Origin of the sequence: Dactylosporangium fulvum (genome assembly GCF_025137375.1) — a bacterium.
GTDB lineage: Bacteria > Actinomycetota > Actinomycetes > Mycobacteriales > Micromonosporaceae > Dactylosporangium > Dactylosporangium fulvum.
In genome coordinates, this window is the sequence record NZ_CP073720.1 from 3,855,519 (window position 1) to 3,870,235 (window position 14,717).

General features: G+C 73.2%; 13 protein-coding genes. 9 read left to right on the forward strand and 4 right to left on the reverse strand.

Annotated elements, in window-relative coordinates:
• The first annotated feature begins 85 nt into the window (after positions 1-85).
• Together Dfulv_RS18255 and Dfulv_RS18260 are read left to right on the forward strand one after the other, a co-directional pair.
• Positions 86-1,453: a TolB-like translocation protein gene (locus tag Dfulv_RS18255; RefSeq protein WP_259864931.1), complete on the forward strand. Its 1,368-nt coding sequence runs from the start codon at positions 86-88 to the stop codon at positions 1,451-1,453.
• Positions 1,431-2,207 (forward strand): hypothetical protein, encoded by a 777-nt coding sequence (locus Dfulv_RS18260; protein WP_259864937.1) that lies wholly within the window; start codon positions 1,431-1,433, stop codon positions 2,205-2,207. The genes Dfulv_RS18255 and Dfulv_RS18260 overlap by 23 nt, the downstream gene beginning before the upstream one ends.
• 60 nt (positions 2,208-2,267) lie before the next feature.
• Here the strand turns inward: Dfulv_RS18260 and Dfulv_RS18265 are convergent, their stop codons facing one another.
• Together Dfulv_RS18265 and Dfulv_RS18270 are read right to left on the reverse strand one after the other, a co-directional pair.
• On the reverse strand, positions 2,268-3,905 hold the full coding sequence (locus Dfulv_RS18265) for an FAD-dependent monooxygenase (protein WP_259864939.1): 1,638 nt from the start codon (positions 3,903-3,905) through the stop codon (positions 2,268-2,270).
• 7 nt (positions 3,906-3,912) lie between these two features.
• Positions 3,913-4,359: a PPOX class F420-dependent oxidoreductase gene (locus tag Dfulv_RS18270; protein WP_259864952.1), complete on the reverse strand. Its 447-nt coding sequence runs from the start codon at positions 4,357-4,359 to the stop codon at positions 3,913-3,915.
• Between the two features lie 236 nt (positions 4,360-4,595).
• On the opposite strand from Dfulv_RS18270, the gene Dfulv_RS18275 reads away from it, so the two are divergent.
• The 4 genes from Dfulv_RS18275 to Dfulv_RS18290 are packed head-to-tail and all read left to right on the forward strand — an operon-like array spanning position 4,596 to position 8,727.
• Positions 4,596-5,468: an NAD(P)-dependent oxidoreductase gene (locus Dfulv_RS18275; protein ID WP_259864954.1), complete on the forward strand. Its 873-nt coding sequence runs from the start codon at positions 4,596-4,598 to the stop codon at positions 5,466-5,468.
• A gap of 59 nt (positions 5,469-5,527) precedes the next feature.
• Positions 5,528-6,964 carry an NDP-hexose 2,3-dehydratase family protein gene (locus Dfulv_RS18280; protein WP_259864956.1) on the forward strand — a complete coding sequence of 479 codons (1,437 nt, stop codon included), beginning with the start codon at positions 5,528-5,530 and terminating at the stop codon, positions 6,962-6,964.
• Positions 6,943-7,974 (forward strand): Gfo/Idh/MocA family protein, encoded by a 1,032-nt coding sequence (locus Dfulv_RS18285; protein ID WP_259864969.1) that lies wholly within the window; start codon positions 6,943-6,945, stop codon positions 7,972-7,974. The genes Dfulv_RS18280 and Dfulv_RS18285 overlap by 22 nt, the downstream gene beginning before the upstream one ends.
• A gap of 3 nt (positions 7,975-7,977) precedes the next feature.
• Positions 7,978-8,727 (forward strand): NAD-dependent epimerase/dehydratase family protein, encoded by a 750-nt coding sequence (locus Dfulv_RS18290; protein WP_259864974.1) that lies wholly within the window; start codon positions 7,978-7,980, stop codon positions 8,725-8,727.
• On the opposite strand, the gene Dfulv_RS18295 is transcribed toward Dfulv_RS18290, so the two are convergent.
• Positions 8,693-9,754 carry an acetylserotonin O-methyltransferase gene (locus Dfulv_RS18295; protein ID WP_259864979.1) on the reverse strand — a complete coding sequence of 354 codons (1,062 nt, stop codon included), beginning with the start codon at positions 9,752-9,754 and terminating at the stop codon, positions 8,693-8,695. The two genes, Dfulv_RS18290 and Dfulv_RS18295, sit on opposite strands and share 35 nt — an antisense overlap.
• A gap of 160 nt (positions 9,755-9,914) precedes the next feature.
• On the opposite strand from Dfulv_RS18295, the gene Dfulv_RS18300 reads away from it, so the two are divergent.
• Genes Dfulv_RS18300 through asnB form a run of 3 tightly spaced genes read left to right on the forward strand, consistent with a single transcriptional unit; the run spans position 9,915 to position 13,630 of the window.
• Entirely contained in the window at positions 9,915-10,160 is a 246-nt protein-coding gene (locus Dfulv_RS18300; RefSeq protein ID WP_259864982.1) for a PNPOx family protein, read from the forward strand.
• Positions 10,157-11,767 carry an FAD-dependent monooxygenase gene (locus Dfulv_RS18305; protein ID WP_259864984.1) on the forward strand — a complete coding sequence of 537 codons (1,611 nt, stop codon included), beginning with the start codon at positions 10,157-10,159 and terminating at the stop codon, positions 11,765-11,767. Before Dfulv_RS18300 ends, Dfulv_RS18305 begins: the two co-directional genes overlap by 4 nt.
• Positions 11,768-11,776: 9 nt before the next feature.
• A complete protein-coding gene (gene asnB / locus Dfulv_RS18310) occupies positions 11,777-13,630 on the forward strand; it encodes an asparagine synthase (glutamine-hydrolyzing) (protein WP_259864986.1) in 1,854 nt (617 codons plus the stop codon).
• Positions 13,631-13,675: 45 nt separating this feature from the next.
• Here the strand turns inward: asnB and Dfulv_RS18315 are convergent, their stop codons facing one another.
• Entirely contained in the window at positions 13,676-14,656 is a 981-nt protein-coding gene (locus Dfulv_RS18315; protein ID WP_259864988.1) for an amidohydrolase family protein, read from the reverse strand.
• Positions 14,657-14,717: the final 61 nt, after the last annotated feature.

Consider the following 14,717-nt stretch of genomic DNA (forward strand, 5'->3'; position numbering starts at 1 on the left):
CCCTGGTGCCGTCGATCGTCGCGATGAGCGCGGGGCGCCAGCGAGGTTGGAGTGTGCTTCGAGGGCCGCGGAAGAGGCTGACCGCATGAATGTCTTCGCAGCACTGGTACCCCACCGAACAGGTCGGCGGCTGCGCCGAGCGCTGCTGGCGGCGCTGCTGGCCGCGCCGCCGGCAGGCATGGCGCTGACGTCGTCGCAGGCGGCCGCCGAGCCCGCGCGGGCCCCCGGGAGCGGCCGGCTGGTCGTGGCGAGTGTCGGCCTTCGTGGCGAGCAGAGCGACGCCGCCAGCTCGCGGGTGTCGCTGAGTCGCGACGGCCGCTTCGTCGTGTTCACCTCGTGGGCGCACAACCTCGCGCCCGGTAACTTCGGGCGGACCTCCCACGTCTACGTCCGGGACCTGTGGACCCGCACCACCGAGCTGGTCGACGCCGACCGCGCCGGGCGCCCCGGCGACGGCAACGCCTGGGACGGCCGGGTCAGTGACGACGGCCGGTACGTGGCGTTCACCTCCGACGCGGACAACCTCGCCGGCGACAGCGGTGGGCACTCCCATGTGTACGTGCGCGACCTGCGCCGACGCACGACGACGATGGTCGATGTCGATGTCGATGCCGCCGGCCGCCCGGCCGATCGCGACAGCGTCGAGCCGCAGATCAGCGCCGACGGCGCGGCCGTGGTGTTCATGTCGCGCGGTACCCGGCTGGCCGGCACGCCGACCGGCGGCGAGTTCAACGTGTATCTGCGCGACCTGCGCCGGTCGCGGACGGTGCTGGTCAGCGCCGGCCTCGACGGCGCACCGGCCGACGGGGTCAGCTACGGCCCCGCCGTCGACGCCAGCCACCGGTACGTCGCCTTCGCGTCCCTGGCGACGAACCTGGTGCCGGGCGACGCCAACCACGCCGGCGACGTGTTCCTGCGCGACCTGGTCCTGGGCACGACCGTGCTGGTGAGCAACGCCGACGGCGACGTGCAGGGCAACGACCTCGCGGTGGGTGCGACCATCAGCGCGGACGGCCGCTACGTCGGCTTCGCCTCGCACGCGACCAACCTCGCGCCGGGGCTGCCGCAGGACCACGCCTCGCACGCGTTCGTCCGGGACGTCCGGGCCCGCCGGACCGTCCTGCTGGACGCGAACGCCGACGCGGTCGTGGCCGACGGCGGTAGCACCTGGACCGGGGTGAGCGCGGACGGGCGATACGCGGTGTTCATGTCCACCGCCACCAACCTCGTGCCCGCCAAGCGCACCAAGCAGTGGGACGTCTTCCTGCGGGACCTGCGCACCGGCGAGCTCACCCTGGTGTCGACCGGCGCGGGCGGTGCCGCCTCCGACGGTGACAGCTGGTGGCCGGTGTTGTCGGCGGACGGCAGGGCGGTCGGCTTCCTCGGCTTCGGCACCACGCTGACACCCCACGACACCAACGGATTCCCCGATGTCTACGTACGGTTCCGCTGAGCGGCTGGAGGACGGGATGCGCAACAAGAAGTACCGGCGGTGGCGGCCGCTGCTGACGGTGGTGCTGGTGTGCGCCGCGGTCGCGGCCGGCACCGGTCCGGCGGGCGCGCAGGCCCCGGACGGGCAGGGATCTCCGCTCGTGCGGATCGTCGACGGCCCGCACGGCCATGTCGCCGTGGCGGCCGGCTGGGTCCGCGACAAGGCGGCGCTGGACCGGCCGGAGCGGTCGGATCCCGGCGGGCCCGGCCCCGCGACACCCGGTGCCGGACCGGTCGTCGCGAGCAACAACCAGTGGCTCGCGGGCTCCCGGCGCACCACGGCCAGGCCGCGCGGCGGCGCGCCCGGCCTGATCTCGGCGTCCGGTCGCACGTTCGTCCAGGCGCCCTACCTGGCGTACTACGCGTCGTTCACCCAGACCTCGTCGCGTGTCGCGTGGCTGGGTCGCAGCCCGTGGGCCGCCGACAGCATCCGGCACACCGACCGGTGGCGGGTTGACTCCTTCGGCGACCCGTTCACGTTCGCCGGCGCGCCCGACAGTGCCGTGGCCCGCCGGGATCCCGGGTCGCTGGAGGTGAGCTGGTCCACCACGGTCAGCGGCACCTGGCTCAGCGAGCACACGTGGGACCGCGTCGACTTCATGCCGACCGGTCACTTCGGCGAGGTGTACCGGATCAGCCACAGCGTCACCGGCGTGTTCCAGTTCGGCTCGGCGTTCTACCAGGTGGACGAGGAGGCTGACGCTTTCACCTGGTGAGCTCGTCCGGCCGGGCCCGCGGTGGGCCGCCGTCACGGCGGCCCACCGCGGGCGTGTGGCTCACCCGACGTACCGCGGCGTGGCCAGGATCGTGCCGAGCGCCTCGTCGAGCGCGTCGACCGGCCGGCCGGGCGCCGTGGCGGCACGCCAGGCCACATACCCGTCCGGGCGCACCAGGAGCGCGCCCGACGGCTCGATGCCCAGCCGCTCCCGCAGGACGTCGGCGGGCACCCCCCTGAGCGACCGGGCGGCCACCGGCCGGCCACGGCCGGCAAGGTCCTCCGCCGCCGCGTGCCACACGCCGTCGGCCTCGCCGGTCAGCAGCACGAACTCCTTGCCGAACAGGTCCAGCGTCGAGCCGGCCCGTCCGTCCACGACGATCGGCACGTGCGGTGCCCGGGTGCCGGGCTCGCCGCGCAACTCGCCGACCGGCACCGCCTCCGGCCCGGTCGCCCCGCCGACGCTCCCGCCGACAACCGCGGCGGAGCGGTAGCGGTAGCCGAACAACAGCGCACCGAGATCCACCTGCGGCGGCGGTCCGGCGGGTTTGCCGCCCGCACCGCCGCGGAAGGCGGTCACCGCCAGGATCTGCTCCATCGCGTGCTGCGCGGCGGGGCGGCGCTCGGCGTCATACGTGTCCAGCAACTGTGGCCCGGCGGCGCCACGCAGCACCAGCGCGAGCTTCCACGCCAGGTTGTGCGCGTCCTGGACGCCGATTCCGCCGCCCAGGCCGAGGGTCGGCGGCACGATGTGCGCGGCGTCGCCGACCAGATGCGCCCGGCCTTGCGTGAACCGGGTCGCCACCTGCGCGCCGATCCGGTACGCGAGGATCTTCACATCGGTGCCGGGGATCTGCGGCAGCACCTCGACGTCGAGGTCCGCGTCGCCGACCGCGGCGCGCACGGCCGACCGGCACCAGTCGTCGCCGAGGTCGATCGCCCGTTCGCCGGCGGCGGTGTCGACCGGCATCGAGAACGACCAGCGGTCGCCGCCGGCGTGCACCATGACCACACCCTGACGCGGCTGGGCAAGGTAGGCGACGGCCACCGAGCGGTCCCCGATGGCCGCGGACAGGTCGGCCCGGATGACGATGGAGGCGACCTCGGCGAACCGGCCCGGTCCGGTGGACTCGATACCCAGCGCCTGGCGCACGGTGCTCGAGCTACCGTCCGCCGCGACCACGTATCGTGCCCGGATGCCGTGCTCGGCGTCGGTGACCTCGTCGCGCAGGACGGCCCGCACGCCCTCCTCGTCCTGCTCGAGCTTGACCAGGCGGGTCGAGAACCGGACGTCGGCGCCGTGCTCGCACGCGTGCGCCAGCAGCACCGCCTCCACCCGGTCCTGGTCGACCGCGGCGAACCGGGCCGGGCTGACGTCGGCGAACTGATCCGGTGCCGCGGCGCCGAACGAGACGAAGTTCTCGCTGCGCAGCGTCTCCGCACGCATGCTCAGGAACTGCTCGCCGGTGCCGCCGTCCCCGGCGGAGCGGGCGATCGCCCCGTCGAGCCCGAACTGGGCGAACAGCTCCATGACCCGGGGGTTGACGCCGCGCACCCGCGGATGCGCCAGCCGGTCGCGGTGCCGTTCCACCACTGTGCAGCCGATGCCGTGGCCGCCGAGGAACGCCGCCAGCGCCAGGCCGCTGAGGCCGGCACCGACCACCAGCACCCCGGTCTCCTCGAGTTGGTCGTCGGACATGAATGGATCACCCTTCGTTCGTGGACGAGCGTGCCTGCCGGCCTTCGCCGTGCCCGTTCGGGCCGAGCACCGGGAGCACCTCGTAGCTGACGGGCACGTCGCGGTAGACGACGCGGTAGATCAACCGCCAGATCCGGTACTCCGCACCTCCGCGCAGCTCGCGGGCATGCTCCTCGGTGATCCGGCGCGCGGTGCACTCCACCGTCTCGCCGAGCACTCTGCCGCGCTTGTCGCAGGGAGCGAGGGTCACCCGCGGGTTGTTGCCGATGCGCTTGACCTTCCAGGTCTTCGCCCGGGTCGTGAAGTAGGCGCGGTCGTCGCGCACGGTGATGCCCACCGGTGTGCCGACCCCGCGACCGTCCCGGCGGAAGCTGGTGACCAAGGCGACGTTCGAGGTGCGCAAGGGCTCCAGTGCCTGGTGTGCGGCTGTGTGCCCCGGCTCGGTTCCGGACATGGATCCTCCTGACGATGCTACGCGTTATTACGCGTAATACGGTGAAGCTACCGCACGGGTCGCCGCAGGGTCTACGCCGGCCCTTCCGCGATGCCGTGCCAGCCTCGCGGACCGCCCTCGAGAACGCCTCCAGCGCGCATCGGTTCGGGGGAGGGACCAGCGCCGTTCGACGCGGTTTCGAGCGGACGGGCCGACCGTCTCGGGGGAGGCCGCGCAGCGAACATCGAGGAGGCGCCGTGGCGGAGATCGGACAGGTTGCCGTGATCGGCATGGGAAACATGGGACGTGGCATGGTGCACCGGCTGCTCGCCGCCGGTTACCAGGTCGTCGTGCACAACCGCACGCCCGAACGGGCGCGGCCGGTGGTGGAGGCGGGCGCGACGCTCGCCGGCAGTGCCGCGGAGGCGTCCGCGTCCGCGCCGGTCGTGCTGCTGAGCCTCAGCGACGACGACGCCGTGGAGCAGGTGCTCTTCGGTGAGGTGCTGGCGGCCCTGCGGCCGGGGGCGAGCGTCGTGGACACCTCGACGGTGTCCCCGGCGTACACCCGCGAGGCCACCGCCCGGGTGGCGCGGGCCGGCGCGCGGCGCGTCGAGGTCTCGCTCCTCGGCAACCCGCAGCAGGCGGCGACCGGCGAGCTGCGACTGTTCACGGCCGGCGATCCGGCCGGGGTCGCGGCCGTGCGGCCGGTGCTCGACGCGCTCGGCGCCGACGTGCGCCACGTGGGTGAGTCCGGCGCGGCCGCGACGCTGAAGCTCGCGTTCAACCTGGTGCTCGGCGCCCAGGTCGCGGCGCTGGCCGAGGCGGTGACGTTCGGCGTGCGCAGCGGGCTGGACCGCACGATGCTGCTGCACAGCATCGCCAACAGCGGCTTCAGCTCGATGGTGATGAAGTTCCGCGCCGAGCTGATGGCCGCGCGCCGGTACGACCCGGCGTTCTTCCGCGCCGAGCTGATGGAGAAGGACCTGCGCATCGCGCTGGACGCGGTGGGCGAGGCCGGGCAGACACTGCGCGTGCTCGACGGCGCGCGGCGGCAGTTCGCCGCCGTCGTCGAGGCCGGCCAGGGCGATGTCGACGCCGCGGCCGTGATCGAGCACCTGACCGGGCGATAGGACCCCGGACCGGCTGGTCCGCGGGTGCGGACAGCCCACTCAGACGAGAGGTACCTCGCGTGCGTGCCACCACCCCTGCTCTGTCCGTGTCCCCGCAGCTGAGCGGCGCCACCATGGACGACCTGCTGAAGTCGGCCGACCTGCTGGTCAGCCCACACGCCGGAAGCCTCGACGACGTCCGGGCCTGGCTACGGCGGCGGTCGACGATCGACGCCCCGGCCATCGAACGGATTCCGCTGGACGCGCTGGACGGCTGGCACTTCGCCGCCGGCAGCGGCGACCTGGTTCACGACAGCGGCGGCTTCTTCCAGATCCGCGGCCTGCGGGTCCGCGACGTCGACGACCACGCCGTGAACTGGTCGCAGCCCATCGTGTACCAGCCCGAGATCGGCGTGCTGGGCATCCTCACCATGAAGATCGACGGCGTGTTGTGCCTGCTGATGCAAGCCAAGATGGAGCCCGGCAACATCAACACGATGCAGCTCTCGCCGACCGTGCAGGCGACCCGCAGCAACTACCGGCGGGTGCACGGCGGCGCGGCGACGCGCTACCTCGGCCGGTTCACCGATCCCGACGGCGGCCGGCTCCTGGTCGACGTGCTGCAGTCCGAACAGGGCGGCACCTTCTACCAGAAGCGCAACCGCAACATGATCGTCGAGGTCCGCGACGCCCGTGACACCGTCGACGAGTACCGCTGGCTCACCCTCGGCCAGGTCTACGCCCTGCTGCGCGAGGACAACGTCGTCAACATGAACGCCCGCAGCGTGCTGTCCAACCTGCTCCCGGTGATGCTGCAGCGCGCCGAGCGGCCCAGCCGCACCGGCCTCGCCGAGGCCGTCGCCGAGTCGCTGGCCGACGCGCGCAGCTCGCTGGAGCTGCGCAACTGGTTCAACGGCATCAAGGCCCGCTGCAGCCGGTACAGCGAGCTGATCCCGCTGGGGGACCTGGCACCCTGGCGGCGCACGGCCATGGAGATCAGCCACCCCGAAGGCCGGTACTTCAGCGTCATCGGCGTCTCCGTCAACGGCAGCAACCGCGAGGTGCCGCGCTGGCAGCAGCCGCTGGTCGCACCCAGCGGGCAGGGCGTCGTCGCGTTTGTCGTCAGCACCGTCAACGGCGTGCTCGAGGTGCTGCTGCAGGCCCGGGCCGAGGCCGGGACCCGCGACGCGGTGGAACTGGCCCCGACCGTGCAGGCGATCGCGCGCAGCTACGACGGGTTCGAGCCGTGGCGCCGCCCGCCGCTGCTGGACCTCGTGCTGACCGCGCCACCGGCACAGATCCGCTACGACGTGCTGCTGTCCGAGGAAGGTGGCCGGTTCTTCCAGGCCGTGCACCGGTACATGGTGGTCGAGGTCGGCCGGGACGTGCGCGACTGGGCACTGCCGCCGCAGTACCGCTGGGCGTCCATCGCCGAGCTGGCCGAGCTCGTGCCGCACAGCGGTTACTTCACCGTCGAGTCGCGGAGTCTCCTGGCATGCATGCAGACACTGTGGTGAGCGCGGCCCGGGACGGCAGCCGTCCCGCCGTCACGCCGCCGGTCCGCTTCGGCGTGCTCGGCTGCGCCGACATCGCTCGCCGCAACGGGATTCCGGCGCTCGTCGCCGACCCGGCGGTCCGGCTGGTCGCGGTGAGCAGCCGCAGCGCGGACAAGGCCCGCGCGTTCGCCGACCGCTTCGGCTGCGCCGCCGTGACCGGCTACGAGCGGCTGCTCGAGCGCGACGACATCGACGCCGTGTACGTCCCGCTGCCACCGGCGCTGCACCACGAGTGGATCGGCCGGGCACTCGCCACCGGGCGGCACGTCCTCGCCGAGAAGCCACTGGCGGTGTCGCTGCGCGAGGTCACCGGGCTGACCCGCGCCGCCGCGGACGCCGGGCTGGTGCTGATGGAGAACTTCGCGTTTCTGCACCACGCACAGCACGCGCGGGTGCGGCGGATGCTGGCCGACGGCGCCATCGGCGAGCTGCGCCACCTGACGGCCGAGTTCGGCTTCCCGCCGGTGCACGCCGCCGACATCCGGTACCGCCCGGAGCTCGGTGGTGGGGCACTGCTGGACGCCGGGGTCTACCCGATCCGGGCCGCCGCGCACTATCTGGGCCCCGACGTGCGGGTGCTGGGCGCACACCGCCGCATGGACCCGGGCTCGGGCGTCGACGTCGGCGGCGCGGCACTGGTCGCGTCCGCCGACGGCGTGAGCGGCCACCTGACGTTCGGCTTCGACCGCTCGTACCGCAACAGCTACACCCTCTGGGGCAGCAGCGGGCTGCTGACGGTGCAGCGGGCCTTCAGCGCCCCGCCGTCGTTGCGACCGGTCGTCCGGGTCGAACGACAGGACCACGTCGAGGAGTTCACGATGCCCGCGGACAACCACTTCGCCCGCATCGTGGCGGCCTTCGTCGCCGCCGTGACCGGGCAGACGCCACATGACCAGGGGCGGGCCGCGATCGAGCAGCAGGCAGCGCTGCTCGACGCGGTGCTGCGCCACACCGACCGGACCGAGGGATGACGGGTGGAGATCATCGGCAGGGGCTTCCTTTTCCGCGGCCTGTCACCACTGGCCCACAAGCACGCCGACGTCGTCGTGCTGGCAGCCGGCGTGTCCAGCACCAACTGTCGCTCCGAGGACGACTTCCGGCGCGAGGCCGAGCTGGTGTACGACACCGCCCGGCGCTGCCGTGCCGACGGCCGCCGGCTGCTGTTCTTCTCCAGCGCCGCGGTCGAGGTCTACGCCGCTCCGGGCGCGTCCGGCCACGAGGACGGGCCGGTGTACCCGCTGTCTCCGTACGGCCGGCACAAGGTGGCCATGGAGCGCGTGCTGGCGTTGTCCGGCGCCGACCACCTGATCCTGCGCTCCACCTACGTGGTGGGTCCCAACCAGCGGGCCCACCAGCTGCTGCCCGGCATCGTCAGGCAGCTGCGCTCCGGGGTCGTCGACGTCTACCGGGGTGCGACCCGCGACCTCATCGCCGTGGACGACCTCATGCGCGTCGTGGACAGCCTGCTGGACAAGGGCGTCGTCGGCACCGTGGTCAACGTCGGCTGCGGCTGGTCGACGCCGGCCACGGACATCGTCGCCCACCTGGAGCTGCGGCTGGGAACGTCGGCGCGGTGGCGGTGGATCGACCAGCGGGCCAACCACCGCTACCGCATCGACACCGGCCGGCTGATGAGCCTGGTACCCGACGCCGCCTATTTCGGGTTCGGGCCGGAGTACTACCGCTCCGTCATCGACCGGTATCTCGAGCACTACCAGCACTGACCGGCCGGTGGTCGGGTCGGCGGGCCCGCAGGACGAGGCTCGAGGCGCCGATCGGGTGCTGCCGGACGTCGACGAATCCGGCTTCGCGCAGCCACTCCGTGCACTCCTGCGGTGTGTACTCCGACCCGCCCGCCGACCAGACCCGCATGTCGATGCTCACCAACGCGTTGCCGAACGCCGGCCGCTCGTCCTCGACCATCGCGTCGTAGATCAGCACCTGCCCGCCCGGCCGCAGGGCCGCGAACGCCTTGCCCACCAGCATCCGGCGCACGGGGTCCGGCCAGTTGTGCAGCACGTGCCCGACGATCACGACGTCGGCACCGGCCGGGAGGTCGTCGGTGAAGAAGTCGCCGGCGTGGAAGCGGACCCGCCCGCCCAGCCCGAGCGCCTCGACGTGACGCCGGCACGGCTCGGCCAGCTCCGGCAGGTCGAAGACGGTCGCCCGCAGCCGTGGGTGCCGGCCGGCGAGGATCGCCGAGAGGTTGCCGCGCGCGCCGCCGACCTCCAGCACCTCGTCCACCCCGGACCAGTCCAGCTCGCCGCTGAGCTGGTGGCCGTGCGGGGTGTTGATGACGTCCATCGCCTCCAGGAACGCCGTCCGGCCGGTCTCGTCGGCGTACAGCGGGCGGTACGGGTCGGCCGACGCCGGCCCGCCGCCGGGACGCAGCCGCTCGATCAGCAGGTCCCAGGCCGGGTTGAGCTGGCGGTCGAGGAAGTCCAGGAAGCCGCCGATGTAGTGCGGCCCGTTCGTGTCGAGGTAGCGCGTCGCCACCGGGGTGGTCCGGTAGCGGCCCGTGCCGTCGCGCTCCAGCAGCCCCAGCCCGACCAACGCGTGGGCCAGGTCCCGCGTCGCCCCGGCGTCCAGCGCGAGCCGGTCGGCCAGTTCGTGGCTGGTCATCGGCCGCGCCGACAGCAGCGTGAACAGGTCCAGCTCCCGCGCGACGGACAGCAGCCGGGCCGTGCGGTGGCCGCTGGCGATGTGCAGGACCGGCTGCGGTGTCGGGCCGTCGTACTTCTCGTGTGGCATCTCGCCTCCTCTTGGAGTTGTCGTTGTGACGCTAGGAGCGGCCTCTGGAGCCGTTTTCGAGTTTGGCTCGGCCGGGGCGGACCATCCTGTGTCGGCTCGTTGCCGACGGGTCGCAGGCAGTCCGCCTGCGCCGTCGCGGGAAACCGATCGGAGGGCGCGCATGGTGTTCACCGCAGGCGAGTTGGCGTACCTGGCGTCGCAGCGGCTCGGCCGGCTGGCGACCATCGGCCCTTCCGGGCCGCGGAACAACCCCGTCGGGTACGCGTACAACGCCGCCGAACAGTCCATCGACATCTTCGGCTGGGAGATGGCCGGCAGCCGCAAGTACCGCAACATCCAACGCGACGGGCGTGTCGTGGGTGTCCAGACGCGCAACGTGCCGATCGCCCTCGAGGTGCGGCGGTGAGCGCCGCGGCGCCGCCCGTCGTCATCGTCGGCGGCGGGCTGGTTGGGTTGTCCACCGCGCTGTTCCTGTCCTGGCACGGCGTGCCCTGCCTGCTTGTGGAGCAGCGGCCGGACACCTCACCGCATCCGCGCGCCCGAGGCATCAACCCCCGGACCATGGAGCTGCTGCGCGCGGTCGGCATCGAGGACCGGGTGCGCGCGACGCCGTCGGCCCGAGCGCTGGCCGACAACAGCGGCATGATCGCCATGCAGAGCCTCGCCGGCCGGCAGCTCGGGGAGCTGCGGGAGCGGTACGTGATGGACGTGCGCACCGACCTGTCGGAGCGCACGCCGTCGCCGTGGTGCCTGTGCCATCAGGGTGAGCTGGAGCCGCTGCTCCGCGACCGGGCACGTGAGCTCGGCGCGCGGCTGCGCTTCGACACCCGGCTGGAGGGGTTCGACGCCGACGACGACGGGGTCACCGTGCGGCTGCGCGGTCCGGACGGCTCCGTCGAGCAGCTGCGTACCCGGTACCTGGTCGGTGCGGACGGGCCCGGCAGCGGCGTGCGCGGGGCGCTCGGGATCGACGTGGACGGCCCGGGCGCCCTGGGACACTTCCTCAACATCCGCTTCGAGGCCGACCTCAAGGCCGAGCTGGGCGAGCGCCGGTTCGTCATGGCGTACACGTTCGCGCCGTTCCGCAGTGGACTGATCCCGCTCGACAACAACCGGGACTGGCTGCTGCACGTGCTGATCGACCCGGACCGCGAGCCGGCCGGTGCCTTCGACGAGCGGCGCTGCCTGGAGCTGGTCCGCACGGTGGCCGGCGTGCCCGATCTCGACGTCACGGTGCGCGGCGCGGTCCCGTGGCAGTCCAGTGCCTGGACGGCGGCCTCGTACGGGCGCGGCCGCGTGTTCCTGGTCGGCGACGCGGCTCATGTCATGCCGCCCAGCGGCGCGTTCGGCTCCAACACCGGTGTGCAGGACGCGCACAACCTCGCCTGGAAGCTCGCCGCCGTCCTCGACGGCCGGGGCGGGCCGGCCCTGCTGGACACGTACGACGCCGAGCGCCGGCCGGTCGCCGCCGCCGTCATGGTCCAGGCCGTGCTGCGCTCGCGGGACCGGCCGCGGATGGCGCAGGAGGATCCGGGGCCTGTGCACCCGGACATCGTGCCGGACGACGTGGTCTGGTTCGGCGCTCGCTACGACTCGCCGGTGATCTGCCCCGACGGGGGCCGTGGCGGCGGTTGGGTGCGCGACCCGCGCGGCGAGCCCGGCACCCGCGCACCACACGTGCCGCTGGACCGCGCCGGCGTGCGCTTGTCCACCTTGGATCTGTTCGGTCCGCACGTCACCGTGCTGACCGGCGAGCACGGCGACGCCTGGGCGGCCGCCGGGCAGGGGCTCGGGCTGGTCGTGCACCGCATCGGCACCGCCCTCGACGGTACCGCCCTCGGTGACACCGGGGGGCGCTTCGCCGACGCGTACGGCGTCGGCCCGGACGGTGCCGTCCTGGTGCGCCCGGACGGCGTCGTGGCCTGGCGCAGCGCCGGTGCCGTGGAAGACGCGCCGGCGGTCCTCGCCGCGGCGCTGGCGACCGCGCTCGGCCGGCGCGGCGACGACGAGTGAGGGAGTGTCATGTCAGCAGTCACCGGGTGGGTCGACTTCCAGCGCGACCTGCACCGCGAACGCGACACGATCCTGGCCATGACCGCCGCGATGGCGTGCCGTGGCCCGGACGGTGAGGACGTCTGGGCCGGTCGGCACGCCGCGCTCGGGCACCGCCGGCTCGCCGTGTTCGACCTCGACAACGGCCGGCAGCCGGTCGCCGTCGAGCGCGACGGACGGACCGTGGCGGTCGGCGCGCACAGCGGCTCCCTGCTCAACCACGCCGAGCTGCGCCGTGAGCTGGCCGCCCGGGGCCACCGCTTCCGCGGCGGGGGCGACACCGAGGTGCTCGTCCACGCCTACCTGGAGTGGGGCGGCGGGTGTGCCCAACGGCTCGAGGGCACCTTCGCCGGCGCCGTGTGGGACGAGGGGGCCGGAGAGCTGTGGCTCGTGCGGGACCGGCTGGGCGTCGAGCCGATGTTCTACTACCCGACGCGGTCCGGCCTGCTCTTCGGCTCCGAGGCCAAGGCCATCCTCGCGCACGCGCAGGCCGAGTCCGTCGTGGACGCCGACGGACTGCGCGAGATCTTCACGTACGCCGGGACGCCCCACATGGCGTTCTTCGCCGGCATGCACCGGCTGCGGGCCGGTCACACGCTGCGCTTCGGCCGCTCCGGCATCTCCACCGCGGCGTACTGGCGGGTCGAGGCGGCCGAACACACCGACGGGCTCGAGGCCACCATTGACACGATCCGCGGCCTGCTCGAGGAGAGCATCGAGCGCAACCTGATCTCGGACGTGCCGGTGTCGACGTTGCTGTCCGGTGGCCTGGACTCCAGCGGCGTGGCCGCGCTGACCAACCGCGCGCTGCGCCGCCGCGGCGAGCGGGTCCGCACGTTCACGCTGGACTTCGAGCGGCACGACAAGAACTTCGCACCGACCGACACGCGGTCCACCACGGACACGCCCTACGCCACGGAGGTGGCCGCGCACCTCGGCTCCGACCACCACCGCATCGTCGTGGAGCCGGGGGAGCTGGTCGACCCGGTGGTTCGTCACGCGGTGCTGCGCGCCAAGGACTTCCCGACGCCGCTCGGTGACATGAACACGTCGCTGTACCTGCTGGCGCGGGGCGTGCGCGAGCACGCCCGGGTCACGATGACCGGCGAGGCCGCCGACTCGCTGTTCCACGGCGTGGCCTGGAACCGTGACCCGGTCGAGTCGACGATGCAGACCTTCCCGTGGGTGGCCCGGGGCGTGGTCCGCGACGACGCCAACGGCCTCGGGTGCGGCCTGTTCGACCCGGGGTTGCTGGAGACCCTGGCGCCGCTGGACTACGCCGCCCAGCGGTACCGCGAGTCGTGCGCACAGGCCCCGCACCTGCCGGGCACGTCCGCGCACGAGCGGCACATGCGCGAGCTGTGCTGGGTGCACGTCAGCAACTTCATGGAGAACCAGAACGCGCACACCGAACGGCTGTTCAAGGCTGTCGGCGTGGAGGTGCGCATGCCGTACTGCGACCACCGGATCGTGCAGTACGCGTACAACCTGCCCTGGGCGTTGCAGAACTTCGACGGGCGGGAGAAGGGGCTGCTGCGCCGCGCGCTGAGCGACGTGCTGCCACGGCGGGTGCTCGAACGGCGCAAGACGCCGTACCCGGTGACCGTCGACCCCGTCTACGAGGCGGCGCTGCGCGGCGAGTTCGAACGGCTGCTCGACGACCAGTCCGCGCCGTTGCGCCCGTTGCTCGACGTCAAGGCGGCTCGGGCGGTGCTGGCCGACCCCGCCGGCGTGCGGGGCAGCTGGGCCAGGCGGGCCAACTTGGAGCTGCCGTTGCAGCTCAACGCGTGGCTGCGCGGCTACGGCGTGCGTCTGGCGCTGTAGCCGGGTTCCCGGGTGCGGACCGCGACGCGGCCGCACCCGGGAAGGTCAGCGCTTCGCCAGTCGCGGCAGCAGTCGCAGCGCGTTGTCCCGCAGGGTGGCCGCACCGGTGCCGAGGAACAGCGGATCCGCGAGCCGGTCCGCGAGCGCCGTCACCGCGTGCTCCGGCACGAACGGATAGTCGGAGCCCAGCACGATCTGCTCGACGCCGGCCAGGTCGCGCACCAGCCGCAGGCCGTAACCGGCACCGCAGCTGGCGGTGTCGTAGTACAACCGGCGCAGGTAGGCCGTGACGCCCGCCGGTGCGCGCTGCGCGGCGCCGGGCAGCTCCCGCCACACGTTGTTGATCCGGTTGACGATGAACGGCGCCGCACCGCCCGCGTGCGCCACGATCAGCCGCAGGCCGTCGTGGCGCTCGAGGGTGCCGCGCAGGATCAGGTCGGTCAGCGTCCTCGTCGTGTCGAACGGGAACTCGGCGAACCAACCGGGAAGGCCCAGGCTCGGTGCCGGATCCACGACCGGCTCGACCGGGTGCAGGTAGACCACGGCCTCCCGCCGGCCGAGCTCGGCGAACACCGGTTCGAACTCCGGGTCACCGAGGTACCGCCCGGCCACGTTGGTCAGCAGGCCCACCCCGTCCAGGCCGAGGTCGTCGTAGACGCGGGCGATCTCGGCGAGCGATGCCGGCACGTCCGGCAGCGGCAGCGCGCCGAAACCGCCCAACCGGCCCGGGTGCCGCGCGCACAGCTCGGCCAGGTAGTCGTTGCAACGCGCGGCCAGCTCCGCCGACCCGGCCGGATCGCCGAGTTGTACGCCCGGTGGTGCCAGCGACAGCACCGCGGTCTCGATGCCACGCCGGTCGAGCATGCTCAGGCAGTCCGCCTCCGACCAGTCCGGCAGCGGCGCGCCGCCGGACGCGGCGCGTCCGGCCCGGTGCAGCGCCGCCACGTAGAAGTCCGGGAAGTAGTGCTGGTGCACGTCGATGTGGCCGGGAACGGTGCCGGCCCGGTCCGCGTGCGGTGCGGCCATGTGGTGCCCCCTTTCGTGGCCGTCATCGTGGCGGTCGCGCATCGTGCCGCGCTGGTGCCGT